General features: G+C 42.1%; 24 protein-coding genes. 14 read left to right on the top strand and 10 right to left on the bottom strand.

What is annotated here, in order from left to right:
* The first annotated feature begins 53 nt into the window (after nt 1-53).
* The 5 genes from fbaA (at nt 54) to EGM47_RS15605 (ending at nt 4092) form a co-directional block, all read left to right on the top strand.
* The gene (gene fbaA / locus EGM47_RS15585; RefSeq protein WP_124981767.1) at nt 54-1121 is read left to right on the top strand and encodes a class II fructose-bisphosphate aldolase; all 1068 of its coding nucleotides are present in this window, start codon (nt 54-56) and stop codon (nt 1119-1121) included.
* A 48-nt stretch (nt 1122-1169) separates the two neighbouring features.
* The gene (gene accD, locus EGM47_RS15590) at nt 1170-2030 is read left to right on the top strand and encodes an acetyl-CoA carboxylase, carboxyltransferase subunit beta (RefSeq protein WP_124981768.1); all 861 of its coding nucleotides are present in this window, start codon (nt 1170-1172) and stop codon (nt 2028-2030) included.
* A 79-nt stretch (nt 2031-2109) separates the two neighbouring features.
* The gene (locus EGM47_RS15595) at nt 2110-2586 is read left to right on the top strand and encodes a DUF805 domain-containing protein (protein WP_124981769.1); all 477 of its coding nucleotides are present in this window, start codon (nt 2110-2112) and stop codon (nt 2584-2586) included.
* Between the two features lie 46 nt (nt 2587-2632).
* The gene (locus EGM47_RS15600) at nt 2633-3085 is read left to right on the top strand and encodes a DUF4174 domain-containing protein (protein ID WP_124981770.1); all 453 of its coding nucleotides are present in this window, start codon (nt 2633-2635) and stop codon (nt 3083-3085) included.
* A 47-nt stretch (nt 3086-3132) separates the two neighbouring features.
* Nucleotides 3133-4092 (top strand): YpdA family putative bacillithiol disulfide reductase, encoded by a 960-nt coding sequence (locus EGM47_RS15605; RefSeq protein ID WP_124981771.1) that lies wholly within the window; start codon nt 3133-3135, stop codon nt 4090-4092.
* 428 nt (nt 4093-4520) lie between these two features.
* On the opposite strand, the gene EGM47_RS15610 is transcribed toward EGM47_RS15605, so the two are convergent.
* The 3 genes from EGM47_RS15610 to EGM47_RS15620 are packed head-to-tail and all read right to left on the bottom strand — an operon-like array spanning nt 4521 to nt 8567.
* Nucleotides 4521-5261, bottom strand: a complete 741-nt coding sequence (locus EGM47_RS15610; RefSeq protein ID WP_124981772.1) for an SDR family NAD(P)-dependent oxidoreductase — start codon at nt 5259-5261, stop codon at nt 4521-4523.
* Between the two features lie 56 nt (nt 5262-5317).
* Nucleotides 5318-7228, bottom strand: a complete 1911-nt coding sequence (locus EGM47_RS15615; RefSeq protein WP_124981773.1) for a 4Fe-4S binding protein — start codon at nt 7226-7228, stop codon at nt 5318-5320.
* A gap of 31 nt (nt 7229-7259) precedes the next feature.
* On the bottom strand, nt 7260-8567 hold the full coding sequence (locus tag EGM47_RS15620) for an NAD(P)/FAD-dependent oxidoreductase (RefSeq protein WP_124981774.1): 1308 nt from the start codon (nt 8565-8567) through the stop codon (nt 7260-7262).
* 281 nt (nt 8568-8848) lie between these two features.
* On the opposite strand from EGM47_RS15620, the gene EGM47_RS15625 reads away from it, so the two are divergent.
* Complete coding sequence (locus tag EGM47_RS15625; RefSeq protein WP_124981821.1) at nt 8849-9898, top strand: glycoside hydrolase family 113; 1050 nt, start codon at nt 8849-8851, stop codon at nt 9896-9898.
* A gap of 133 nt (nt 9899-10031) precedes the next feature.
* Here EGM47_RS15625 and EGM47_RS15630 read toward each other — a convergent pair whose 3' ends face one another.
* Nucleotides 10032-10970, bottom strand: coding sequence for a mevalonate kinase family protein (locus EGM47_RS15630; RefSeq protein ID WP_124981775.1), 939 nt, complete (start codon nt 10968-10970; stop codon nt 10032-10034).
* 10 nt (nt 10971-10980) lie between these two features.
* Nucleotides 10981-11988: a diphosphomevalonate/mevalonate 3,5-bisphosphate decarboxylase family protein gene (locus EGM47_RS15635; RefSeq protein ID WP_164510933.1), complete on the bottom strand. Its 1008-nt coding sequence runs from the start codon at nt 11986-11988 to the stop codon at nt 10981-10983.
* A gap of 374 nt (nt 11989-12362) precedes the next feature.
* Between EGM47_RS15635 and EGM47_RS15640 the strand changes: the two genes are divergently transcribed.
* The 8 genes from EGM47_RS15640 to EGM47_RS15670 all read left to right on the top strand — a co-directional run bounded on the left by EGM47_RS15640 (nt 12363) and on the right by EGM47_RS15670 (nt 20534).
* Nucleotides 12363-13616, top strand: coding sequence for an ABC transporter permease (locus EGM47_RS15640; RefSeq protein ID WP_124981777.1), 1254 nt, complete (start codon nt 12363-12365; stop codon nt 13614-13616).
* Nucleotides 13617-13759: 143 nt separating this feature from the next.
* A complete protein-coding gene (locus EGM47_RS15645; RefSeq protein ID WP_124981778.1) occupies nt 13760-14746 on the top strand; it encodes a pseudouridine synthase in 987 nt (328 codons plus the stop codon).
* Between the two features lie 93 nt (nt 14747-14839).
* Entirely contained in the window at nt 14840-16231 is a 1392-nt protein-coding gene (locus EGM47_RS15650) for a type III PLP-dependent enzyme domain-containing protein (protein WP_124981779.1), read from the top strand.
* A 24-nt stretch (nt 16232-16255) separates the two neighbouring features.
* Nucleotides 16256-17194 carry an agmatinase gene (gene speB, locus EGM47_RS15655; RefSeq protein ID WP_124981780.1) on the top strand — a complete coding sequence of 313 codons (939 nt, stop codon included), beginning with the start codon at nt 16256-16258 and terminating at the stop codon, nt 17192-17194.
* A gap of 10 nt (nt 17195-17204) precedes the next feature.
* Complete coding sequence (locus tag EGM47_RS15660; RefSeq protein ID WP_124981781.1) at nt 17205-18173, top strand: deoxyhypusine synthase family protein; 969 nt, start codon at nt 17205-17207, stop codon at nt 18171-18173.
* A gap of 3 nt (nt 18174-18176) precedes the next feature.
* Nucleotides 18177-18341 carry a hypothetical protein gene (locus tag EGM47_RS16450; RefSeq protein ID WP_164510932.1) on the top strand — a complete coding sequence of 55 codons (165 nt, stop codon included), beginning with the start codon at nt 18177-18179 and terminating at the stop codon, nt 18339-18341.
* Nucleotides 18338-18850: a hypothetical protein gene (locus tag EGM47_RS15665; protein WP_124981782.1), complete on the top strand. Its 513-nt coding sequence runs from the start codon at nt 18338-18340 to the stop codon at nt 18848-18850. Before EGM47_RS16450 ends, EGM47_RS15665 begins: the two co-directional genes overlap by 4 nt.
* Nucleotides 18851-18983: 133 nt before the next feature.
* On the top strand, nt 18984-20534 hold the full coding sequence (locus tag EGM47_RS15670; protein WP_124981783.1) for a bifunctional GNAT family N-acetyltransferase/carbon-nitrogen hydrolase family protein: 1551 nt from the start codon (nt 18984-18986) through the stop codon (nt 20532-20534).
* A gap of 69 nt (nt 20535-20603) precedes the next feature.
* Here the strand turns inward: EGM47_RS15670 and EGM47_RS15675 are convergent, their stop codons facing one another.
* From EGM47_RS15675 to EGM47_RS15695, 5 genes are all read right to left on the bottom strand, one after another.
* Nucleotides 20604-21269: a peptidoglycan-binding domain-containing protein gene (locus EGM47_RS15675; protein WP_124981784.1), complete on the bottom strand. Its 666-nt coding sequence runs from the start codon at nt 21267-21269 to the stop codon at nt 20604-20606.
* Nucleotides 21270-21430: 161 nt separating this feature from the next.
* Nucleotides 21431-22825 (bottom strand): hypothetical protein, encoded by a 1395-nt coding sequence (locus tag EGM47_RS15680; RefSeq protein ID WP_240642496.1) that lies wholly within the window; start codon nt 22823-22825, stop codon nt 21431-21433.
* On the bottom strand, nt 22822-24309 hold the full coding sequence (locus EGM47_RS15685; protein WP_124981785.1) for a cellulose synthase family protein: 1488 nt from the start codon (nt 24307-24309) through the stop codon (nt 22822-22824). The genes EGM47_RS15680 and EGM47_RS15685 overlap by 4 nt, the downstream gene beginning before the upstream one ends.
* Nucleotides 24306-25007 (bottom strand): glycosyltransferase family 2 protein, encoded by a 702-nt coding sequence (locus tag EGM47_RS15690; protein WP_124981823.1) that lies wholly within the window; start codon nt 25005-25007, stop codon nt 24306-24308. The genes EGM47_RS15685 and EGM47_RS15690 overlap by 4 nt, the downstream gene beginning before the upstream one ends.
* Nucleotides 25008-25069: 62 nt before the next feature.
* Nucleotides 25070-25561, bottom strand: a complete 492-nt coding sequence (locus EGM47_RS15695; protein WP_124981786.1) for a toxin-antitoxin system YwqK family antitoxin — start codon at nt 25559-25561, stop codon at nt 25070-25072.
* Nucleotides 25562-25586 lie beyond the last annotated feature (25 nt).

Here is a 25586-nt window from a genome sequence, read left to right on the forward strand (position 1 = left end):
ATCACCCTGGGGTTCATTTTTTACGTATTTTTGTCATCCAACAAAAGAAAACTATGAGTCACAACATCAAACCCGGCGTAGCTACCGGAGACCAGGTCCAAGAAATCTTCAACCATGCCAAAGCCAATGGGTACGCTCTTCCGGCTGTAAATGTCGTCGGATCAAACACGGCCAATGCAGTCATGGAAACCGCCGCAGAACTCAATTCGCCCGTGATTATACAATACTCTAACGGAGGATCCGTATTTAACGCTGGTAAAGGAATGAGTAATGAAGGTCAACGGGCAGCGATTTTAGGCGCCACAGCAGGAGCTGAACATGTGCATAGATTAGCTGAAGCCTATGGAGCAAGTGTAATATTGCATACCGACCATTGTGCAAAAAAGTTATTGCCCTGGATCGATGGACTATTGGATGCTAGTGAAGCACGCTTTCGCGAAAGCGGAAAATCACTCTTCTCTTCCCATATGATCGACTTGAGTGAAGAACCACTAGAGGAAAATATAGAAATCTGCAAAAGATACCTGGAGCGCATGTCAAAAATGAACATGACCCTAGAGATAGAATTAGGTATTACTGGTGGTGAAGAAGATGGTGTGGACAATAGTGATGTGGACGAGTCAAAACTTTACACCCAACCAGAGGAAGTAGCCTATGCCTACGAGGAATTAAAAAAAGTAAGCGATCGTTTTACCATTGCTGCGGCTTTTGGAAATGTACACGGCGTGTATAAACCTGGAAATGTAAAACTTACTCCCAAAATCTTGAAAAACTCGCAAGAATATATTTCTGAGAAATATGGTGTTGAGCACAATCATATTGATTTTGTATTTCACGGTGGTTCAGGTTCTACCCTTGAAGAGATACGTGAAGCCATAGGTTATGGGGTCATCAAAATGAATATAGACACCGACTTACAATGGGCTTTTGCTCATGGCATCAAGACCTACATGGATGACAACAATGACTATCTGTTGTCTCAAATTGGAAACCCCAGCGGAGCTGATTCACCTAACAAAAAATACTACGACCCGCGCAAGTGGCTGCGTGTGGGCGAAGAGTCTTTCAAAGATCGTTTGAAAAAGGCCTTTGAGGACCTCAATAATGTAAACACACTTTAATTCATCGTGAATTCTGAAACTGGAATTCTAAAAAGTCTAGACAATAATATGGCTTGGTTTAAAAGAGATAAAAAAGGAATCACCACCCCGACGGAGGCCAAAAAGGATACGCCTAAAGGTCTGTGGTATAAATCTCCTACTGGAAAGATTATTGATACGGATCAGTTGAAAAACAACTTCTACGTCAGTCCAGAGGATGGGTATCACGTTCGAATAGGTAGTAATGAGTATTTTGAAATCCTATTTGATCATAATGAGTACGAGGAATTGGACGCCACAATGGTTTCTAAAGACCCTTTAAAATTTGAGGATACTAAAAAATACACAGACCGTGTAGAGGCGGCTCAAAAGAAAACCGGTTTGAAAGATGCAGTGCGCACGGCAGTTGGAAAATCTGGCGGACATGATTTGGTAGTAGCTTGTATGGATTTTGCCTTTATCGGTGGTTCCATGGGTAGTGTAGTAGGAGAAAAAATTGCCCGTGCGGCAGATCATTCCTTACAAAACAACATTCCCTTCATGATTATTTCCAAATCTGGAGGTGCCAGGATGATGGAAGCAGCGCTTTCTCTGATGCAATTGGCTAAAACCAGTGCCAAATTAGCACAGCTTAGTGATGCAGGAATCCCATATATTTCTCTCTGTACTGATCCTACCACAGGAGGTACAACAGCTTCATTTGCTATGTTGGGAGACATCAACATCGGTGAACCTGGTGCTCTAATTGCCTTTGCCGGACCACGTGTAGTTAGAGATACGACCGGAAAAGAATTGCCCGATGGATTTCAGACGGCCGAGTTTCTTTTAGAGAAAGGCTTTTTGGACTTTATTTGTCCGAGACACGAACTGAAGGAAAAAGTAAATCTTTATCTGAATTTGATTTTGAACAGAAAAGTAGAAGTCGCCTAAGCTGTTCTTGTAACTTTTTTAAAAATCTAACGTCCCATAAGGCAGCATCCCTTATGGGACGTTTTTAATGATATTAACCATGCAATCATCCAACCAATATTCTGCCCCTAATCAACATCAGGTTTATCCGCCTCACTACAGCTATCGGGCCCATATTCCCCCATTGAGCTTTGGGGAGGCGATTAAATTAAGTTTTGAGAACTATGCTAATTTCTCTGGCCGAGCCAGAAGATCGGAATTCTGGTATTTTAAGCTCTTTCAATTGATCTGTTTACTTCCACTATCCTTGTTGGTGTTGTTTACAAGTTTTATAGGAGAAGCTGCGGCGATCCTGTCCGTCATGTTCGCGGTCATTTTCTATGTAGCACTAGTAATTCCAAGTCTTTCCTCCTCGGTTCGCCGATTTCACGATACCGGCAATTCGGGTTGGCTAGTGCTGTTGGATTTATTTTGTATAGGTGGCGCCTTGTCACTTATATTCGGTTGTTTTGACAGCCAGGCTTATACCAATCAATACGGACCAGACCCAAAACGCAGAGTTGATCGTCATTTTTAACCCTATTTTAGACAACTGATTGTCTTGTTCTGGTTAACTTAACATCATGAGATGGATCATTCTATTGTTCTTGATGTCTATATTTTCAAATGCACAAATTCCGGAACTTACCCAGCACCAATGGAATCACCGACTACTGATTACTTTTAGCGATGTAGAAGAAGCTTCAGCTCAACAACGTTTTTTTGAGCAGCAGAAAAGCCGTTTTGAAAAAAATATTGAAGGGTTGAAGGAGCGAAAACTGTTGTTGTACGTCGTTTTTCCTAATCGCTATACGCAGTTGAATCCTGAGAATCCCAAAGATGCAAAGTGGATAGCTCAACAAGATCTTTACAAATTTGTAAATAAGAAGGATGCGGTAATGGGAATCCAATTGATTGGTCTGGATGGTGGAACCAAACTGAACAGAGCAGATTGGGTTGAATTGACTGACATATTTCAACGAATTGACGCTATGCCAATGAGACAGGCTGAAATGAAAAATGATCAAAAGCATTAAAGCATATTTAAGAGCTTTTGGTGCATTCTCAATTATTTTTATGACCGATGAAAAACGGAAAACTCTACGACCTCATTATTATTGGTGCTGGTCCAATAGGTATCAATTGTGCTCTGGAGGCAAAGAAAAAAGGCCTAACCTACCTTGTTCTGGAAAAGGGACCCATTGTCAATTCACTTTACCACTACCCGACCAATATGCAGTTCTTTTCCACCAGCGAGAAATTGGAACTCAACGATATTCCTTTCATTTCTAAAGAGGCCAAACCCAGTAAACAAGAAGCATTAGAGTACTACAGGCGCATTGCTACTTCTAATGCACTTAAAATTCATCTTTTCGAAAAGGTACTTAAGGTCAAACGTCCCAAGCATTTTAAAGTAGAAACAAGCAAATCAACCTATCACAGCAAGCATATTATAGTTGCCACTGGTTTTTATGATTTGCCCCAAATGATGAATGTCAAGGGAGAATCATTGCCTAAAACTACCCATTATTATGACGATCCGCACCTGTATGCCTTCCAGGAGGTTGCGGTGGTAGGAGCCAGTAACAGCGCAGTAGATGCTGCGTTAGAAATTTATCGTAAAGGCGGGAATGTTAGTATGATCATTAGGGGTTCAGATATCGGAGAGCGGGTGAAATATTGGGTAAAACCAGATATTGAAAACAGGATCAAAGAAGGCTCTATCAAAGCCTATTTTAATGCTGAGGTAAAGGAAATAACTACTGATAAAATCATTATCAGCCACAAAGGAAAAGTAAAGAAAATCACCAATGATTTTGTGGTGGCCCTAACCGGTTATCAACCCAACTTTGCTTTTTTGAAAGATATGGGGATTGAGCTGGAAGGACCAAAAAAGATCCCAGTCTATGATGAGGAAAGCATGGAAACAAATGTTTCCGGAATATTTCTGGCAGGTGTCATTTGCGGAGGCAAGGAAACCCATAAATGGTTTATTGAAAACAGTCGTGTACACGCCAAAAGAATCATAAATCATATCGCCTAAGGGTATCTCCCTTAGTGATCTCTACACTACGCTCCAAGATCGCTCTATGTTTTAAGGTAAATGCAAAACTTGCCTAAGTTGGCTTTTCCGACATCTAATGTTTATTCATCCAAAACTTGACCTGAAGCAATTGCTTAAACTCTGATTTTTTAAGCCCTGGTAAAAAGCCGATACTAAAAAAACTCCTTCTCGACTGGTCTCTTACGTATAAAGGTAATGTCCCACATCCATCGTGATGTCTCAAGGAATTTATTGTTTTCCCAAATTACCCTCCATCATTTGTAGTCATTCAAGCCCGCCTTTAGGCTTGCTTTCAGGTTCAATCTGAGTCAGGAAGTCGGCCACAGCATCCACTTTAGAACAAGTTTAATTGTATGACTTATCTGGAGTTAGTAAATATCGCTTTCGCGAAAGCGGAACAAAAACATCTATTGAGCAGTGTATCCACCATCTACGGTGTAGTAACTACCGTTGACAAAACTGGCCTGATCTGAACACAGCCAAAACACCAATGCGGCTACTTCTTCAGGCTCTCCCAAGCGTCCAATTGGGTGGGCGGCAATCAATTGTTCTTTCTGTTCTTCATCTAACTGGTCCAATAAGGGGGTTTTGATATAACCTGGTCCTACGGCGTTTACCCGGACACCTTGTTTTCCATACTCGATGGCTGCTGTTTGAGTGAGCCCTACGACCGCATGTTTAGCCATCACATAGGCGACCGATTGAGCTGTACCAACTGAACCGAGAATGCTAGACATATTGACGATAGCACCCCCACCAGAGTTGATGATGGCAGGTATCTGGGCCTGGCATCCATAAAGAACACCATGCTGATTGATATCAATCACTTCCAGATAGGATTCAGCTGAGTAATCAGCGGTTAAGTTCATTTCCCCACCAATACCAGCGTTATTCACTGCGCAATGCAAAGCCCCATATTTGTCCACAGTTTTTTTCACCAATTCCTTACAGGCCTGTCTATCTGAAACATCTGCCTTGATAAAAATGGCATCCGCAGACTGTTGGGAAATTTGATCGACTACCTGACGGCCTCCTTCCTCATCGACATCACTAACTACTACATTATAATTCGCATCGGCAAATTTCAATGCAATCGCTTTTCCTATTCCACTCCCAGCTCCGGTAATAATTACTGTTTTCTTCTCCATGTTTTCTTTTGAAGATAGAATATATCCTGAAAGCTTGCTGTTAAGAATTTGAGAATTTAGTCTTTGTTTTGACTCAGTAGTGCCATCAAATCAGGATCTTGTCCTAATAATACAGACTCGCTATTGATACGTCCTTCCAAAGGCCCATTTTCTAAATTCAGCACTCCCCTAGGACATACAGCGCTACAAATACCACAGCCCACACAGCTGGATCGGACGATGTTTTCTCCTTTCTGTGCATAGGCCCGTACATCGATTCCCATCTCACAATAGGTTGAACAATTTCCGCAGGAAATACATTGACCTCCATTAGTTGTGATGCGGAACCTGGAAAACAGGCGTTGCTGAAAGCCTAGAATAGCAGCCATCGGACAACCAAATCTACACCAAACGCGATTTCCAAATATGGGGTAAAAACCGGTCCCAATGACACCAGAGAACACTGCTCCAATCAGGAAGCCGTAAAACTGATTTAATTTCCATGACTCAAAAAAGAAGAGTCGGCTGGAGTTGTCTGTATAAGTATATAACAGAATGCCGATGACGATCACGAAATAGGCTATCGCTCCAATCTTGGCATCTTTGGCCAGTTGCTCACGACGGAAAATAAAGGCAAAACCAAAAACCAAGGTAAGCAGTCCAACCACCAGCCAGATAAACAATTCCTTACTTAACCACAGGTTGTCATAAATCACACTTTGGGTTCCTTTTTCTATAAATATGTCGGCCTGTGATCGATCCATTGGCAATAAGGTAGCCTGTTTACCCTCTTGAACCTGAGTAATTCCTTGTCCGTTATCAGCAGCTTTTACCACATCAAATGGAATTTCAATACCTGAGGTATCTTTAAGGGACAATGGCTCTGTAGCATCTGAACGATCTAGATAAATGACCCGTTGCGCCCCAGCCGATTGTGCGGCGAGTACCACCTCATGGACAGGTTTGTCCTCTTGAGCACCGATAAATACTACTTTGTCCTGAAAATCATTCCAACTTCCAATACTGGAAGCACTCTCATTCCCTTTGAGAAAGGAATAAACAACAGCAGTTGTCATCACTACTGCAAACACCACTACGCTATGAATAACCCACCTCTCAATTTTCCAGGCATATTGTTTTTTGTTGGACAATTGACGGAAAGAATCTCCAGCTGTTTCTGCTAATCCGCCACAGCCACAAACCCAACTGCAATACCATCTTTTTCCGTATTTGTAAGTCAATATCGGGGTGATGACCAGGATGGATAGCACCCCAAAAATAAGCATGGCAACACCAAAACTACCGTGACTAATAAATTCCTGTAATTTGTATCCATTGAAAAGGTCATAGTTGAGCGGCCAGATGTTTTTAAAATCATAATACGGCTGATTCAAACGGGTCATGATTTCTGGAATAATGAAGGCAAAGGCAGTTTGGAAAAACATCACACTGGTGGTACGGATAACCTCGTATGAATTATGCCTGTACTTCCAAATAAATTTGATTCCAAAAGATAGTATGGCTATGGTATAAAGTGTCCCATAAACAAACCATTGGGAGGCCGGACCTCCATTGAGCAACTTGGACAGCGGATCAAACAAAGCAATAACTCCCTTGTTTTCTCCTTCTTCAACCAACCCTAGGTATTGTGGATAGAAATATAGCAACACATAGAATCCAGAAAGGGAAAGTATGGCCAGCCAGGCCCAAATTCCTCTGCCCGATATGCTTTTAAACCATACCCCATCATTTTTGATTCCCGCGCTCTTATCCTTGTAAGATGCCCAGGCAAATCCAATAATACCTGCAGAAATAGCACCTAAGGAAAGACTAAGCCACAAGGTCTTATTGGGAAAATTAACATTGAATGCAGCCATGAGTAATATGGCCATTCCCGCCCATCCTATGGCTGTAAATAGCTTCTGGCCAGTGTTCAGAGATTTGGGAGGTTCTCCCGTCAGTGAAAGATTGCGTTGGTAAACACCCATGTGATTTAAATTATGTTGGTTAATGGCAGCATTAATGACTCAGTACTGAATCCTGCGATTGGTTGATAAAATCTTTTTTAATAGCTTCAAAAGGCTTTTTATAAAATTCTGGGTCAAAGCCTGCGAGATCAAGATTGCGAATGACCTCATCCACCGTTGCCCCATTGCTGAGCCACTGATCAAACTGTTTGTGTTGTAAACGGATCATAAAGGTGTTGATACCAACAAATTTTCTGGTAGCCAAATGATATTCAATGGTGATGGCCCGATTAGAATCCTTTTCCTTCCAGTGATAGTGTGCATTTCCTTCCTTGGGCTTGTTCCAAACCCAACCGTAGGTCTGGTATTCAATATCCATAAACTTTGCGCTATTGAACCAATGGCCAGGATTCCATGCGGTAGGATTTCCACAGAGGTTTTGGGCCAACGTTTCTCCCATCATTCTACCCGTATACCAAACGGCCTCTACCGCTTTGCGCTCCCCAACTGGTTCTCTTTGCTCAGCACAATCACCTATCGCATAAACATCCGGAACATTGGTTTGCAAAAACCGATCTACTAATATTCCTCTATTGGTCTCGATTCCGCTATCTTTTAAGAAATTGATCTGAGGTCTAACTCCCGCGCAAAGCCCAACGAAATCGCAGTCTATACGCTCCCCTTTTTTTGTGGTAATGGCATGAACTCTACCGCTGCCGTTATCCAAGATTTCATCCAATTCCTCCTCATGCCTGAGATCTACGTGATGCAATTTTATATGTTGGGAAATCAATTGCGCATCGGGTGCAGGCAATACACCATCCCAGAAGTATTTTTCACGTATCAAAAAGGTTACTGGAATTTTTCTGGTCAATAACATCTCAGCCAGCTCAACTCCGATTAAACCGCCACCTATGATGACAGCCCTTTTACAAGTCGAATTGTCCGGTGCATTTTTTTCCAACAGTTCCAAATCCATTTTAGAAACCAAACCTTGAACGCCATCCAGATCTTCTCCAGGCCAGCCAAATTTATTGGGAATACTGCCTGTAGCCAACACCAACTGATCGTAGCTAATAGTTTGACCTTGCTCTAGCAGTACTTCTTTTTGATCAACATTTACTCTCTTGACCCAAGCCTTTACCAATTCCAGCCGATTCTTTTTCCAAAACCAGTTTTCGTAGGGTTGGGTATGCTTAAATTTCATGTGGCCCATGTAGACATACATCAAGGCCGTACGGGAAAAAAAGTAATCGGTTTCACCAGAGATGATGGTGATGCGATGATCAGAGAGTTTTCTGATATGTCTCGCTGCCGTCACTCCGGCGATTCCATTTCCAATAATCACAATATGTTTCATGGAGGTTTTTGTTTCAAGGCAATTACAAATCAAAGCATTTTATGCAGTTTATCCCAGGTGGATATCACCTGCATTATGGGTTATATTTCCCGACCTGGTCTTCGGATCTGGGATCGTACTAAGTTATACAAATATGCCCAACAGGAATAAAATGAATACTATTCGCAAAATAACACCAGGTGCATTGATCGTTTTTTGGTCGTTTATCAGCATATTTGGCAATGATTTAGCCCAAATTTTGGTCAAAAAAGATAACCTTGAATCGTCAACAACCTCAACATATGGCTTGTAGTATACAGCGCATTTTATTTCTTCCGCTCATTATTTTTACTTTGGGATGTAATTCTCAAAATAATTCAGACACCTCTAAACACCACCAGGACAAGGCCCGTAAAATCAATGGTATTACTTTCGTCGCCACGCGGAACCCAATTGATGACTCTGGGATCAAGCCGCTCAATGCCTACCATGCCAATTATGCAGCCATTGTGCCCTATGCCTGGATGCGCAGTCTTGATAATCCTGAGGTCATTTATAGCGTAGACCAAGGCTGGTGGGGAGAAAAGCCAGAAGGCGTGCGTAAGACCATTGAATTGATGCACGAGCAGCACATAGAAGTAATGCTCAAACCACAAATATGGATAGGTCGTGGTTCCTATACCGGTGATATTCAGTTAAAGGATGAGGCCTCGTGGCAAGTGTTGGAAAAATCCTATACCGATTATATTTTGAGATTTGCCAAAATCGCGGAAGAGAAAAACGTAGGTATGTTTTGTATAGGCACAGAACTGGATTCCTTTACCAGGGAACGTCCTCAATTCTGGCTGGAATTGATCTCACAGATCAGAGCTGTTTATTCGGGTAAACTCACCTATGCAGGAAATTGGGACAGTTATAAAAAGATTGACTTTTGGAGTGCATTGGACTATATCGGAGTGGATGCCTATTTCCCGATCAGCAGTGAGAAAACACCTGAAGTCGATACGGTCAACCAACACTGGTCCAAATGGAAGAAAGAGTTGAGATCGCTTTCGCGAAAGCACAACAAAAAAATCCTTTTTGCAGAGTATGGTTATATCAGCGCCGATTACGCAGGTCAGGAACCATGGAAAAATGCTGGAGAAGACCGGGCAGTTAATGAGCAGGCCCAACAGATTTTACTTGAAGGTTTGTATAATAATATTTGGGATGAAGAATGGTTTGCCGGTGGTTTTTTATGGAAACACCATGCTGAAAAAAGTCGCAGGAGAGGCTACGAAAAACGATTTACCGTACAAAACAAATTGGCTCAATCCACGGTAAGTGCTGCCTATAAAAAATACAAAGAATAAGCTTATAGAGTCATGCTAATTTAAGGGTGCTTATCATATCGCCTTATCCAGAATAATTGATTATTGGAGGTTAAGCTTGTGACGCACTTCCTAGGTTGGTCAAGGATGAACGCGGATCAGAAGTTTAAAGTGCTTAGAAGGAATAAACAACTTCTAATTTGTAGTCTTTCAAGGATTCTTCGGCCTTTTTGATATCCTCGGTAAACCCGAGTATGTAACCACCTCCACCAGAACCACATAACTTGAGGTAGTAATCGCCTGTATCCAGACCTTTCTTCCAAAGATCATGGAATTGGGCAGGTATCATAGGTTTAAAGTTGTCCAATACGACGTGGCTTAATTTTTTGACATTGCCAAAAAGACCTTTTACGTTTCCGCTTAGGAAATCTTCTACACACATATCGGTGTATTTGACAAACTTATCCTTAAGCATTGATCTAAATCCTTCCTGCTTCATGTTTTCCATGAAAATGTTCACCATAGGAGCAGTTTCTCCCACCATTCCAGAATCCAATAGGAATACCGCGCCTTTTCCATCCAATTGCTGGGAAGGAATTCCGGCAGGTTCAATATCTTCTTTGGAATTGATCAGAATAGGCAAGCTCAAATAGGAATTCAATGGGTCCAAACCAGAGCTTTTTCCATGAAAGAAACTCTCGATTTTCCCAAAAATATCTTTGAGCGTCAATAATTTTTCGCGGGTCAGATTTTCCAACACCGTGATTTTCTCTGTAGCATATTTATCATAGATGGCAGCTACCAGCGCACCGCTGCTTCCCACGCCATACCCTTGAGGGATACTGGAATCAAAATACATTCCAGCCTTCACATCTTCTCTGAGTGATTGGATGTCAAAAGCAGGAAATAACGGATCTTCTAGGGTCAATTGCTCAATATGGCCAGCGAGCCTTTCTAGATTATTATTGCTCTGAGCGTGCACTTTACTTAGATTGTCACTTATTTTCAGTGCTCCTTTGTAAAAATTATAAGGGATAGATAAGCCTTTGGAATCCTTGATGATGCCATACTCACCGAACAGTAAAATCTTGGAATAAAATAGCGGTCCTTTCATAGGGTTGGGGTTAGCACTTACTTGCGCCAGTGCCAATATAATCACAAATATACTGCGAGTTCTGACAATATTGCGCCAATTTGTTGTTAATCAACTCTTCCACAATCTCTTTATGTTCGCGTGGGTAGAGCAAATGCACGTTAGCTCCCGCATCTAGCGTGAAACATAAGGGAATGCCTGTTTCCTTCCTAAACGCCCAAACTTGCTCGATAATCGACAAAGTTTTGGGTTTCATGAGAATAAAATACGGATGGGAAGTCATCATCATGGCGTGCAGGGTTAATGCTTCGCTTTCTGTAATTCTGATAAAAGTATCCAGATCACCTTCTTGAAGTGCATTTTTCAACATCTCCAGGTTTTCATGGGCTTGTTCAAATCTCGCTTTCGCGAAAGCGTGCCCGTTCATTAAATCATGACCTACACTTGAACTTACTACTTTCTCCCCTTTGTCCACTAATAAAATGGTATCCTGGAAGTTTTGGAAAACAGGATGTAATAATTCGGTCTTGTCTACCCCGTATAAGTCCGTGCTGTCCACGGTTTTGATATGTTTTCCCCAGAGTACAGCGCTTCCCTTAATACTTCTACAGGCACTTCCCGAACCTAACCTGGCTAAGAAAGAAGTCTTATCTGCCGAGACAGTTGTACCGGTAAGCATAGATTCAAAATCCATGATACAGGCGCTCAGAGCAGCCATACTACTCGCACTACTGGCAATTCCAGAGCTATGCGGGAAAGTGTTGACCGTGTCGATCTTGAACTGGTACTGAGTGATCCAGGGGCAGTAATTTTTGATACGCAAAAAATAATCTTTGATTTTGGGCGCAAATTCAGGTTTTTTGCGACCGTCATAACTGATACTGAAACCGTGGTCGCCCTTGATGGCTTTTAGGCTGGTAACGGTATGACATTCCTTAAGTGTGAAGCTGAGCGATGGATTAGCAGGCAGTTGCATCCCGTGTTTACCCCAATATTTGACCAGGGCTATGTTTGAAGGTGCCTGCCATCGGGTTTCCATTTGGTCTAGGAAATCCACAGATTCCCTGAGTTGAAATTGCTCTTCCACGCCTTTGGGTTTACTGCAAAGATATGCATCGCTAAGCGCTTTGCCACATTTCAGGGACACAAGTTCAACCAGGTTGCCGAATGTTATGGCGTTATTCTTTTGCTTTTGCTCCCCTGATCTGTCAGCCGCTATTACATCATGGATGCAAAGTTTTTGATTTGTCGAACTAAGATGGATATGGCATAAAATGACCTCATTCCATGTTGATATTTATATACCATGTAGGATTTTAGTCTGTCATCTGTAACAAATTTGTGCCAAAAGTGTCCAATGGTTAGCAAGCAGACAAAAACCCGTATTTTTAATCGCCGTATCAGCAAAGACCTATGTTTATATACCTGCGAGTACTGAAGGAGAGCTTATTTTTTGCCGTGAATGCACTGCGCACCAACCTGTTGCGGACATTCTTGTCCGTATTAGGGGTAACTATAGGAATTTTTGCCATCATAGGTGTTTTGGCAGCGGTAGATTCACTGGAAAACAAGATTACTGAAAGCTTGAGCAGTTTGGACATCTCAACCATCTATGTACTTAACCGTTCCTTTGGACCAACAGAATTGGAACCCTATCAATACGAAAAATTTCCTAACGTTACTTACGAGGAGTTTCAAATGCTGGAACGCAGTATGCCAGATATAAGTGCCATCACCTTTACGCAATTCACTGGACCAGAAAATATAAAATTTGAAGGTAAAACCGCTACCGGCGTCAATATTATTCCTGGCACGGAGGCTTTTTACGAGCTGGAAAAATTAAAATTAGCCCAGGGCAGATTCTTTAATGCGGCAGAATCCAATGCTGGGAGCAATGTGGTGGTGATTGGTAGTGAGGTGGCCAAAAGTTTATTCGGTGAATTTAACCCGATCGGTCGCAGGGTCAGACTTTACGGGAATAAATTCACGGTGATCGGCGTATTGGAAAAGGAAGGCGCAGGATCCTTTGGACCCTCCAAAGATGGTAGCGCTTATCTGCCCGTCAATTTTACTCGGCGAATTTTTGGAGATAACAACAGATTACGTACGGCTGCTCTTATTCTTAAACCCAAAAAAGGCGTGGATCAGGATGCATTTATTGCACAATTTGAGCAAACTTTACGCAATTACAGGGGATTAAAACCTGGTGAAATCAGTACCTTTTTTATCAATCCGCTGAAAGGATTTGCCGATTTCCTGGACCAGCTTACCTCCACTTTGACCTTTATTGGTGTTATTATTTCTGGATTTTCTATGTTGGTAGGAGGTTTTGGAATCGCCAATATAATGTTTGTGAGCGTTAAGGAACGTACCAATCTGATTGGTATTCAAAAATCATTGGGCGCCAAGAGTCGTTTTATTCTTTCCCAATTTTTATTTGAGAGCATTATCCTGGCGGTTTTTGGTGGTTTTTTCGGTTTATTTTTTGTCTGGCTGGGTATTTTGGTAGCCAACAGCATTGCTGAAGATTTTACTTTTATGTTGAGTTCGTTTAATATCTTATTAGGCACCAGTGTAAGTGCCCTTATCGGACTGTTGGCTGGAATTATTCCAGCGATTTCGGCGGCGAGATTGGATCCAGTAGAGGCCATTCGTACGGGAATGTAAAGGCCGTCGGCTCTTGGACTTTTAAAACTTATTCCTAAGGCCATTTTGCCTTCAATTTTTATTTTACTTCTTGTCCATCCTTTGCCTGAAAACCAGGCGGTCAGCTGCATCCAATATCCTATCTTTGCAAAAAATTGAGAGTCATGAGCAGAGGTAAGGAAGGTGGAAAAAGCAAACCCAGTGGCCGCAGTGGTGGTAAGAGTAGTGCTGGCGCCAAAGGAGGCAACAGACGCAATGCAGGATCCCAGGATCACAAAGGAAAATCCAGCGCCCGAGGCAATTCCCCTACCGAAAAACGCAATACCCGTGGTGGAAAAAACCAGATCATTGGTACTTCCCGCAGCGGTAAGCCAGTGACCAAAAAAGAATACATTGAGCGCAAAAAAGCCGAATCCAGTCCTAAAAAGAAAAAAAAGGACGACGGTATGCGCTTGAACAAGTACATCGCCAATTCTGGTTTGTGCAGCCGTCGGGATGCCGATATCTACATCAAGGCAGGTAGTGTGACCGTCAACGGTAAGCCTGTGACAGAAATGGGCTTTAAAGTTCAACCTGGCGATGAAGTACGCTTTGACAATCGTCCCATCGAGCCGAAGAAAAAAGAATATTTCTTATTGAACAAACCCAAAGGTTTTATCTCTCCGAGAAAAGGGGAATTGGCCTCCAAAACCGTCATGGACCTGATGGCCAACGCTTCACCCAACAACTTACATTTTGTAGGCCGCCTCTCTCGTGCTTCTCTTGGACTGATGTTGTTTACCAGCGATCTTGAAATGGCCAACAAACTCAACAATCCAAAGCACGAATTACGCCAGATGTATCACGTGGCACTGGACCGCAGTTTTAAGCATGAGGATTTGGTGCGATTGCGTCAAGGTATCGTCATTGATCGCGAACAAGTCAATATCAAGGAAGTCAATTATGTAGAAAACGGACGCAACAATGAGATTGGAATAGAACTATTCAGCGGCAAAGACAATATTGTACCTCGAATCTTTGAAAGTATAGGTTATGAGATCAAAATTCTAGATCGCGTAATGCTGGCCGACTTGACTAAAAAAGACCTTCCCAGAGGTCACTACCGCAAATTGACCGATCAGGAGGTGATCAATCTGAAAATGCGGAAGTAAAATTTTAACGTAGCTCTAACACTTGTTTAAGTACATTTGGTCAGATTTAGTGGAAGGAAAAACAATTCCTGTTCCGACTAAAAGATATTTGAATTGAACACAAAATACATCGATCTCATCGATCAGACTTATTATTTCCCTACCGAGGAATTTAAGTTAGAAAATAACCAGTTGCATTTCCATGATATAGATCTCATGGCTCTGGTAGAAGAATACGGCGCACCCCTCAAATTTACCTATCTACCCAAGATTTCTGAAAACATCATCAGGGCAAAATCTTGGTTTGATTCCGCTTTCGCGAAAGCGGACTATCGCGCAAAATATCACTACTGCTACTGCACCAAGAGTTCGCACTTCAAGCACGTCATGGATGAGGTGCTTAAAAACGATATACATATTGAGACCAGTAGTGCTTTTGATATACATATCGTCAACAAGCTGAAAGCAGAAGGTAAAATTAAAAACGACACCTTTGTGATCTGCAATGGGTTCAAAAGGGACCAATACATTCAAAATATTGCTCGACTTATTGATTCGGGACAGAATTGTATCCCTATCATTGACAACTACGAGGAATTGGACCTGCTTACTGAGGCCACAGACAAAAAATTCAATGCTGGGATACGCATCGCTAGCGAAGAAGAACCCAAATTTGAGTTTTATACGAGTAGGCTAGGTATCGGTTATAAGAACATACTGAATTTTTATAAAGCACAGATTGAGGAAAACTCGCAAGTGGACCTTAAGATGCTGCACTTCTTCATCAATACGGGAATAAGAGATAACGCTTATTATTGGAATGAACTACACAAGTGCTTAAAGGTATATGTGAGTCTAAAAAAGATCTGTCCCACGCTGGATAGCCTGAATATAGGAGGAGGTTTTCCGATCAAGAATTCGCTGGTGTTTGATTTTGATTATGAGTACATGGTTCATGAAATCATCCATCAAATCAAAATGGTTTGTGATGAAGCTGGTGTAGACGTACCACATATCTTCACTGAATTTGGTTCATTCACAGTTGGTGAAAGCGGGGGAGCCATTTATAAGGTATTGTACCAAAAGCAACAGAATGATCGAGAAAAATGGAACATGATCAACAGTTCGTTTATCACCACTCTTCCTGACTCTTGGGCGATCAGTAAGCGATTTATATTACTCGCACTGAATCGCTGGAAGGATGAATATGAACGTGTTTTATTGGGCGGACTTACTTGTGACAGTGATGATTATTACAACAGTGAGCAGAATGTAAATGCCATTTATCTACCCAAATACCACAAGGACAAACCCTTGTACATAGGTTTTTTTAATACAGGAGCTTATCAAGAAAGTATAGGCGGGTATGGCGGCATACAACACTGTCTGATTCCTGCTCCACAACATGTCCTGATCGATCGGGACGAAAACGGTAATATCAAGACTAGACTCTTTAGAGAACAACAATCCAGTGAGCAAATGCTACAGATACTGGGCTATCAATAAATAGGTTTAATTACTTTTATCACCATGAACAACAATAATTATGCAGGCATAGATGATCAGTATGCAGGATTGGACCTTGCGTCCATCGTGTTAATCCCGGTGCCTTATGACGGAACCAGCACCTGGCAAAAAGGAGCTGATAAAGGCCCAGAAGCCTTTCTGGATGCAAGTCGGAACATGGAACTTTATGATATAGAAACCGATTCAGAGGTGTATCATCACGGTGTGTTCCTGGCAGACCCGGTCACTGAGAATAGTTCGCCAGAAGCCATGGTTGAGGCCGTACATCAAGCGACTAAAAAATACATCAAGAAAAACAAGTTTGTAACCCTTTTTGGTGGTGAGCATTCCGTTTCCATAGGGTCGATCAGGGCCTTTAACGAGATGTATGAAAACCTGAGTGTATTGCAAATTGACGCCCATGCTGATCTGCGTAAGGAATATGAAGGTAGCAATTGCAATCATGCCTGCGCCGTTTATGAAGCCAGTCAACATACCAATTTAGTACAAGTAGGCCTGCGTTCCATGGACAGCATCGAACTGGGCGTAAATGATCCTGAAAAAATGTTTTTTGCCCACGAGATGGTCCAGGACGACTACTGGCAAGAAAATGCCACAGAAGCCTTGGGAGAAAATGTTTTTATCACGATTGACCTGGACGCTTTTGACCCTTCCATCTGTCCCAGTACAGGAACTCCTGAACCAGGCGGATTGTTTTGGTATGAGACGCTGGACTTCCTGAAACGCGTGTTTGAAGAGAAAAATGTGGTAGGCTTTGACATTGTAGAATTATGTCCGAATCCTAATGAAAAATCCTCTGATTTCCTGGCAGCCAAACTTTACTACAAAATGCTGAGTTATAAATTTCAAAACATTGCTCTAGAGGGAGAGGAAGGCTATGATGCAGAGAATACTTTCGCGAAAGCGGGATTGAAGAAAATGAAAAATATCACAGAAGATTAAAATTAAAAATATGGGTCAACCGATCACGGAATTTATAGAAAAATACTTTTTGCATTTTAATAGTGCCGCACTGGTAGATGCTGCCAAGGGCTATGACGATCAACTTAACCAAGGCGCTAAAATGCTGGTATCCCTGGCTGGCGCCATGAGTACGGCAGAGATCGGTAAGATTTTTGGCGAGATGATCAGACAGGACAAGGTCCACATCATCTCCTGTACGGGCGCTAATCTAGAAGAAGATCTGATGAACCTTGTTGCCCATAGTCATTATAAACGGGTGCCCAATTACCGGGACCTGACCCCACAAGATGAATGGGAACTATTGGAAAAAGGTCTTAATCGTGTAACCGATACTTGTATTCCAGAAGAAGAGGCTTTCCGCAGATTGCAGGAACATATCTTTAAACTTTGGAAACAGGCTGAAGAAAAAGGCGAGCGATACTTCCCACATGAGTATATGTACCAACTTTTATTAAGTGGTGTGTTGGAGGAATATTATGAAATCCCCATTGAGAATTCCTGGATGTATGCTGCAGCCAAGGCCAATCTGCCTATAGTCGTCCCTGGATGGGAAGACAGCACGATGGGTAATATTTTTGCCAGCTATGTATTAAAAGGCGAATTGAAGGCCAGTACTGTCAAGAGCGGTATTGAGTACATGACCTTCCTGGCCGATTGGTACACCGAGAACAGTGAAAAAGGGATTGGTTTCTTTCAAATCGGTGGCGGTATCGCAGGAGATTTCCCGATCTGTGTAGTTCCTATGCTGTATCAAGATATGGAGCGTACAGACACCCCTTTTTGGAGCTATTTCTGTCAAATATCTGATTCAACCACCAGTTATGGAAGCTACTCTGGTGCAGTTCCCAACGAGAAGATCACCTGGGGGAAATTGGATCAAAATACGCCAAAATTTATCGTAGAAAGCGATGCAACCATCGTGGCACCATTGATTTTTGCCTATCTGTTAAAAATGTAACCGATGAAAAAAATTCTTTTTTTAAGCCTGCTACTTATACCCTTTATAAGTTGGGGACAATATCGCTGGACCGAAGCCGTGGTGACCTTAAACAATGGAAAAACCCTTACAGGCGAAGCCAAAATACCGCTGAACGGAGCAGGCTTTACATTTGGACTGAAAAATTGAAATTCAGAAAAGAATCTGGAGACAAAAAGCAGAAGTATAGGGTCCACGAGGTAAAACAAATCCTATTTACCGTCCACTACAAAGAAAAAGTAGATGGTAAAAAAGTCAAAAAAACCAGACAGGATATCTATCTACCTGTATTACTAAAAAAGAGAAATAAAAAAGACCTGCTGGTGTTTATGCAGGAGGTTGTGCAGGGAGAAGTTAGTCTTTACGGGAGAACGGTTGTACAACAGAGTGGTAATATGGCCTTTGGCATGACAGGATCGGCTGCTCTCCCAGTATTCATTCCAACCTGGCATTCCCACAACGAATTATATGTTGCTAGACCTGGTCAGGAGGCACAAATTATCAACCAGGTGAGTCTTTTTAAAGGCTTCAAAAATAGGGCTTCAGAATATTTTGATGATTGTCCTGTATTGGTCGAGCAATTACAGGAACGGGAGTTAAAAAAAGAAGATCTAAGAGAGATTGTTGAGTTGTATAATTCGACTTGCGGTAGAGGTTGACTAATGGTCATGACCAGAGATATTGTATCTTAAAGCTACCTGTTGATTGATGCATGTGGATGATGTCGCTTTCGCGAAAGCGAACCATATCTTATTTAATGGCTTTAAATAATACTAAATAGAAGAAATAACAATGAGCGAACCTGTGGTACCCAAAGTGGAGAACTTAAGTCTGGAATTCCTCAAAATTGAGGACTATGACGACTTGAAGTCGGCCATGATCGATGCCTATCCGCAATTGCCAGATTCTTATTGGTTGAAATCCGAAATTAAAGCGCTCTGTACCAAATTTCCAGAGGGCCAGGTCGTGCTGAAGGCCAACGATGAAATTGTAGGCTGTGCATTGAGCATCATAGTGACTTATGACGCTTACAGGGGACCTTACACCTATGAACAAGTTACCGGTAATTATAAGTTCAGCACCCATAATCCGGATGGTGATGTACTGTATGGCATAGAAATATTTATTCGCCCTGGTTACCGCGGTTTACGATTGGGTCGACGCCTGTACGACTACAGAAAAGAGCTTTGTGAAAACCTGAATTTGCGTGGGATCGCCTTTGGGGGACGCATACCTATGTATCACGGATACGCCCAAGAAATGACACCCAAGCAATACATTGAGAAAGTCAAATCCAAAGAAATCGAGGATCCTGTACTTAACTTTCAATTGAGCAACGATTTCCATGTCTCCCGCGTTTTAAAAAACTATCTGGATGGCGATGAGGCCAGTAAGGAATACGCCGTGCTGATGGAATGGGACAATATTTATTACACCAAACCAGTCACAGAAAACACCACCACCAGCCTGAAAAGTACCGTACGCCTAGGCTTGGTGCAATGGCAGATGCGTCCTTATTCTGGCTTTGAGGAATTGATGCAGCAGGTCGAATATTTTGTAGATGCGCTGGCTGCCTATCGTGCAGACTTTGCCTTGTTCCCAGAATATTTTAATGCGCCCCTAATGGCAGCCTACAACGATCGAAGTGTTAGTGAAGCCATGCGCGAACTCTCCAAGTATACCACCATGATCAGGGATAGGTTTTCTGAATTGGCGATCAAATACAACATCAATATCATTACCGGCAGCATGCCTGAAGTAATCGATGGTCAGTTGTTCAATGTCGGAAATTTGTGTAGACGTAATGGAAGCATCGAGCGATACGAAAAAATCCACGTCACTCCAGACGAGGAAAAGCTATGGGGTTTACAGGGAGGTAACCTGATCCAAACTTTTGACACGGATTGTGGTAAAATCGGTATCCTAATTTGTTATGACAGTGAATTTCCAGAATTGAGCCGAATTATGGCCGAGGATGGTATGCAAATCCTTTTTGTGCCCTTCCTGACAGACACCCAAAATGCTTTTGCCCGGGTAAAACTATGTTGCCAGGCCAGAGCCGTAGAGAATGAGTGTTATGTCGCTATCGCAGGAAGCGTAGGTAATCTGCCTGCGGTAGAAAATATGGATATCTCTTATGCGCAGAGTGCGGTATTTACGCCCTGTGACTTTGCCTTTCCTTCCAATGGTATAAAAGCTGAGGCTACGGCCAATACTGAAATGATACTGTTGGCTGATGTGGACTTGGATCTTTTAAAAGAATTGCACAATTACGGCGCGGTCAAAAATCTCAAGGACAGAAGGACGGATTTGTATGAGGTTTACCCAAAAAGAAAGCGTTGATAAGTTCAACGGCAATTTGACTTTCCAACTATCTTTTCCCTTTTTCTTACCCACCAAAAACTAGCTAAATCAAGGTTGATTTTTAATTAATTGGGAAAAAGTAAGTACATCCAATTGGCCGTCAGGATACAAATTATTTTGTTCTTCAAATGCTTGTACGGCCTCTGAGGTAATACGGCTATAAACCCCATCTACCGGAATTTCCTGACCTGACTGAACCAGCAATCGCTGAGCTTCAAAGACAAGCGGACCTCGATCGCCGGCCTCAAGGCTGGCAGACGGCTTATCTTTCAGCATTTGTTGGAGCAATAATAACCTTTTTTGATGGTCGGTAGGTAGAGGTTGTGAGATACCTAATTCCTTGTTGCGGATACGCTCATTGTCCCATCCCTGCGCTTTCCATTGTGCCGACTGTTCTAGTTTTCGCTCATAATAAGCGACCGTGGCTTGAAGGTCTGCATATTCTTCCAAACTTACCCAGGTCATATCGTCATCTGATTCTGGATAGCGCAGGTCAATATCGTGAGCCGTCCATTGCAGCTGTACAAAATTGTCCAAAGCAGCAACAGCCTTGTAATAATCACGTAGCGTTTGCGAGTCATGATAGTTGACATCTATCTTATTGCTCTTTTTGTAGGCCGCAACAGAAGGGTGAAATCGCCTCCAGTCCCCATAAAAGTCATAAACGATAAAACCCAAAATGACGAGCAGGAGAAAAATGATGATTTGTTTCATGGTCAGTGGTTTAGGGTCTCGTAAATATAGTCATACGATGCTATTCTAAATTATCAGACATCCACTATCTCAGCACCAACAGTCACCCAACCATATCTTTTGGCTAATGTATTTAAGCAGTTCTGTCATTATATCTTCTGCTGGATTGATATAGGGAATACTTAACCTAGCTCCTTTACCCCATTTCTACCCTTGTAGATTTCTATTATTAATACGCTTAGGGTAATCAGGTATTCCACTGCAATCAGAAGCAAATTTTCCTTGTAGTCTGGATGTGAATAGGCCTGATAACTTAAGAATACGAGCAGGCTCCATACCAGCATAAACCGAAATCTGGTAAATATGCTGAAAAGCAATGGAATGGTTAGATACCATGGATGTACGGTAGTGGAACATAGCAGATAGATAACATAGCTAAAAAGAAGACTAGATATCCAGAGGTCTGGACGGCTATTATTTCTTAAAAAGGTCAACCCTAAAACGCAAATTAGTGTTACTACAGGTAAAACCTTTCCAACGGTACCGATGATGTTATAACCTGCCGTTTGAAACCCTATCCACCTGATCATATAGTACAAACTGGCGTTGAACTCAAAATTTCCAAACCAAAGCCCTACTGAACTCGAATAATGTTGGATAACCTCAGCAGAGAAGAAGGGTATAAACGCAGCCAAAACGATGATGCCCACCAAGCTGTAGTAGAAGAAGGCTTTTTTGAAATTCAACTTTCTCATCACCAATGGTAGGGCAATCAGTGGCAATAATTTGATGATTACGCCTGCTCCCATGGCAATCGCGCTTTTCCAAGTTTTTGCCACAAATAGCCAATAGACTGCTAGCAACATTAAAAACGCCATAACACCTTCCCAATGTAAGTTACCGGTGAGTTCGATGATCACAAATGGATTTAAAAAGTATAACAGGATAAGATAGGGAGGCTTGTTGAGCCATTGCAGTAACTTGACCCCAACGAAAAAGACACCTATGTCGGCCGAGATGATCATCAATCGCATCCAGATCATAGTGGCTTGGATGCTATCCCCTCCCCACCATGCCGCCAGGCCAAAACAAAGTTGGTTCAAAGGTGGATAATTCGTGTAATTCCCTGCAGAAAGCGCTCCCATTTTGGCGTGTAGAAAAGAGGCATTTGGTATATGTTGTGCACCAGTAAGTAGAACCTCATCGGGCAGGTACAAATACGGGTTGTAGCCATTGATCAGTTGATGACCATCCCATATAAATCTGAAGAAGTCTTGGGAAAGATTGGGTGTTTGGTTCAATAACGCGAGTCGGCAAATCAAACCGATCACTAAAATGGCCAGGGAAGTTGAATGGAGCTTGAATACCTGAGTAAAAATTACAGGAAGCAATTTAATATCCGATCTGGCTGCACGAGAGATAACGATATACAATCCACCGAATAGGAGAAAAAGGCCGAGATAAAGTAGGGAGATTTGGGTAAACTGCTTTCGCGAAAGCGAGAAAAAAAACACATAAGCCAATACGCTAAGCAAACCGAGAATACCATAGATATTTCCCAGCTTGGCGTTGATCATTGCTTATCGGTTAAACTGCGGAAAAAAACAAAACCAAAACCTAAAAAGAGCATTAAGTGGAAAGGAAATAAACCAAAGTCTCCACCCTGGTCACCCACAATGAAAGCTGAGTACATTCCAAAGGCAAAATACAACATCAAGACCCCCTCGATCACCACATGCGGACTCAGTTTCCGGCGCAGGTATTTATTGGCTTTCCAGTTGCCTCCCACTGCGGCCAGGTTAAACTTGGGCGTACGTACGAATTCGCTGCGTTTTCCCAAATGTCCTTCAATGACTGCGATAGAATTGTGAAAAGAAAAGCCCATTGCGATAGAGAAAAAGGTAAAAAACATCCCGATATAGGAAATAAAATTTTTGAATCCGCCGCCGTAGGTGTTTTTGTACATGTACCAGTAGCAAACAAAAAAAATGATGGTGCTGATGACAAAAAAGCTCATGACAATGAAGTATTCCCTTAAATGACCGTATTCATTTTTAATGTAGAGCATAGGTATGCTTAAAACACCAACAATAAGGACATTGAGAAACATGGTACTGTTCAATAAATGTAGGATACCATGCACTTTGGATTTGAAAGACAGTTTGGAGCTTACTACCCTTTTAAACATTTTCCTGAAATTTTCTGCCCCTCCTTTATTCCAGCGAAACTGTTGGGAACGGGCAGCACTGATCACGATGGGTAATTCTGCTGGCGTGGTAACATCTTCCAGGTATTTGAATTTCCAGTTTTTCAGCTGGGCGCGGTAACTGAGGTCAAGGTCTTCGGTAAGCGTGTCTCCCTCCCAGTTTCCAGCATCAATAATGGTTTCTTTACGCCAGATTCCAGCAGTCCCATTAAAATTGATAAAATGACCTTTTGAATTACGGCCCACTTGTTCCAACGTAAAATGGGCATCCAAAGCAAAGGCCTGGATTTGGGTTAGAATAGAAAAATCTCGATTCAGGTGAGACCATCTGGTTTGAACGACTCCAATAGAGGGGTCTTTGAAATAGATCACGGTTTTCTTGAGCCAGTCCGGAGCAGGCAGAAAGTCAGCATCAAATATGGCTATAAACTCACCTTTGGCAATCTTCAGACCTTCTTTTAAGGCACCGGCTTTAAAACCACTGCGGTTGGTCCGCGTGATATGCGTAATGTTCAATCCAGCGGCGGCCAATCTGGTGACATGCTCCTTGGTCGAGATGAGGGTTTCATCAGTAGAGTCGTCTAATACTTGAATCTCCAGTCGATCTTGTGGATAATCCATCAGTGCGATATTATCCAGCAAGCGGTCCATTACATAAGCCTCGTTGAAAACAGGCAGTTGAATAGTGACATACGGAACCTGATTGACTTGATCAAGATCAAAAGTTGGCGCATCAGTTACCTTTTTTTGCGCACTCAGGTAGTTAAACAACAAATTGAGTTGGGCAAAAGCATAAAATAAGATCAGCAATAATGCTACTGAATATACAGTTATACATATCCACTCTAAAATCATTTTTTAAAACCGTATTTAAAAATCCAAGTTAAAATTTTAACGCCAGCAAAGATAGCACCTTTGAGTGTTCCTGACACTTTAGAGACACCTATTCTATTCCGATATCTCACAGGCACCTCTTTATAGGCCATTGATTTTTTCAGCACCTTGAGCTGCATTTCTACCGTCCAACCATAGGTTTTATCCTGCATATCTAATTCTAGCAGGCGCTCGTATTTGATGGCACGGAAAGGTCCCAAATCCGTAAACTTAGAATTAAAAAACCATCGCATTAAGGTTGTCGCTAGCCAGTTTCCAAAAATCTGAGGACGGGTCATGGATCCCTTTTCGCGCAAAGCGGCATCCCTTGCTCCTACCACCAAATCTATATTTTCCTCAAGAATAGGGTGGACTAATTTTTCCAATTCCTCTGGGTAATCACTGAAATCGCCATCTAAAAAAACGATGATATCTGTTTCTTCCTTTAAAGCCTTCACATAAGCCAAGCCTTTGAGGCAGGCATATCCATACCCTGGTCTGCTCTCCTCTACAACTGTAGCTCCGTGTTGGCGAGCACGAGCCACTGTGCCATCCGTTGAATTATTACTGGCTACAATGATTTCCTGCACATTGGAAGGAATAGCATCAATCACTAGACCGATAGAATCCTGCTCGTTATAGGCCGGAATAATAACACGTATGATAGGACGCTGATGCAGCAAGAGGGCAGTTTAAAAAGTGGCGCAAGTTAAGTATAATGAATGAGTGGGAAATAAAATACTCAGTAAGAATTCCCCTTAAGTTCATTTAATCGAAAATTTGGATGATCCGACTTAAATTTCCACCAACTGGTCCAGGATCCTAACTTAATGCCGTTGTCATATTCAGTTACCCGTTTGAGACTGGAGTTTTTGTAATATAGGCTAAAACCAGACTTCTTACCTTCTTTGTAATGAACTTTAGTTTTGGAATTTGTTATCGGCTGATATTGTATCCACCAAGCTTCTCTAGCCCCTTGATTGTATCGACCTTCTTCAACTAATTGCCCTTTACTATAAAAAAACCAATAGCCGTTTTTAATACCACGCTCAAAGGCACCTTTTCTGACCAAATGATCGTCTTGATAAAACTTCCAGTAGCCATGTCTTTCTCCATCACGAATCCAGCCTTCCTCTTTCAAATTTCCATCCTGATATTTTTTAATATAATACTCTTCAGGTACGGCAAATGCAATTTGAAAAGTCAGGAGCGCCAGTATGGTTAGAGATTTCATATCCTATTGTATTTGGATATAAAGA

It is taken from the genome of Nonlabens xiamenensis, assembly GCF_003865345.1.
GTDB lineage: Bacteria > Bacteroidota > Bacteroidia > Flavobacteriales > Flavobacteriaceae > Nonlabens > Nonlabens xiamenensis.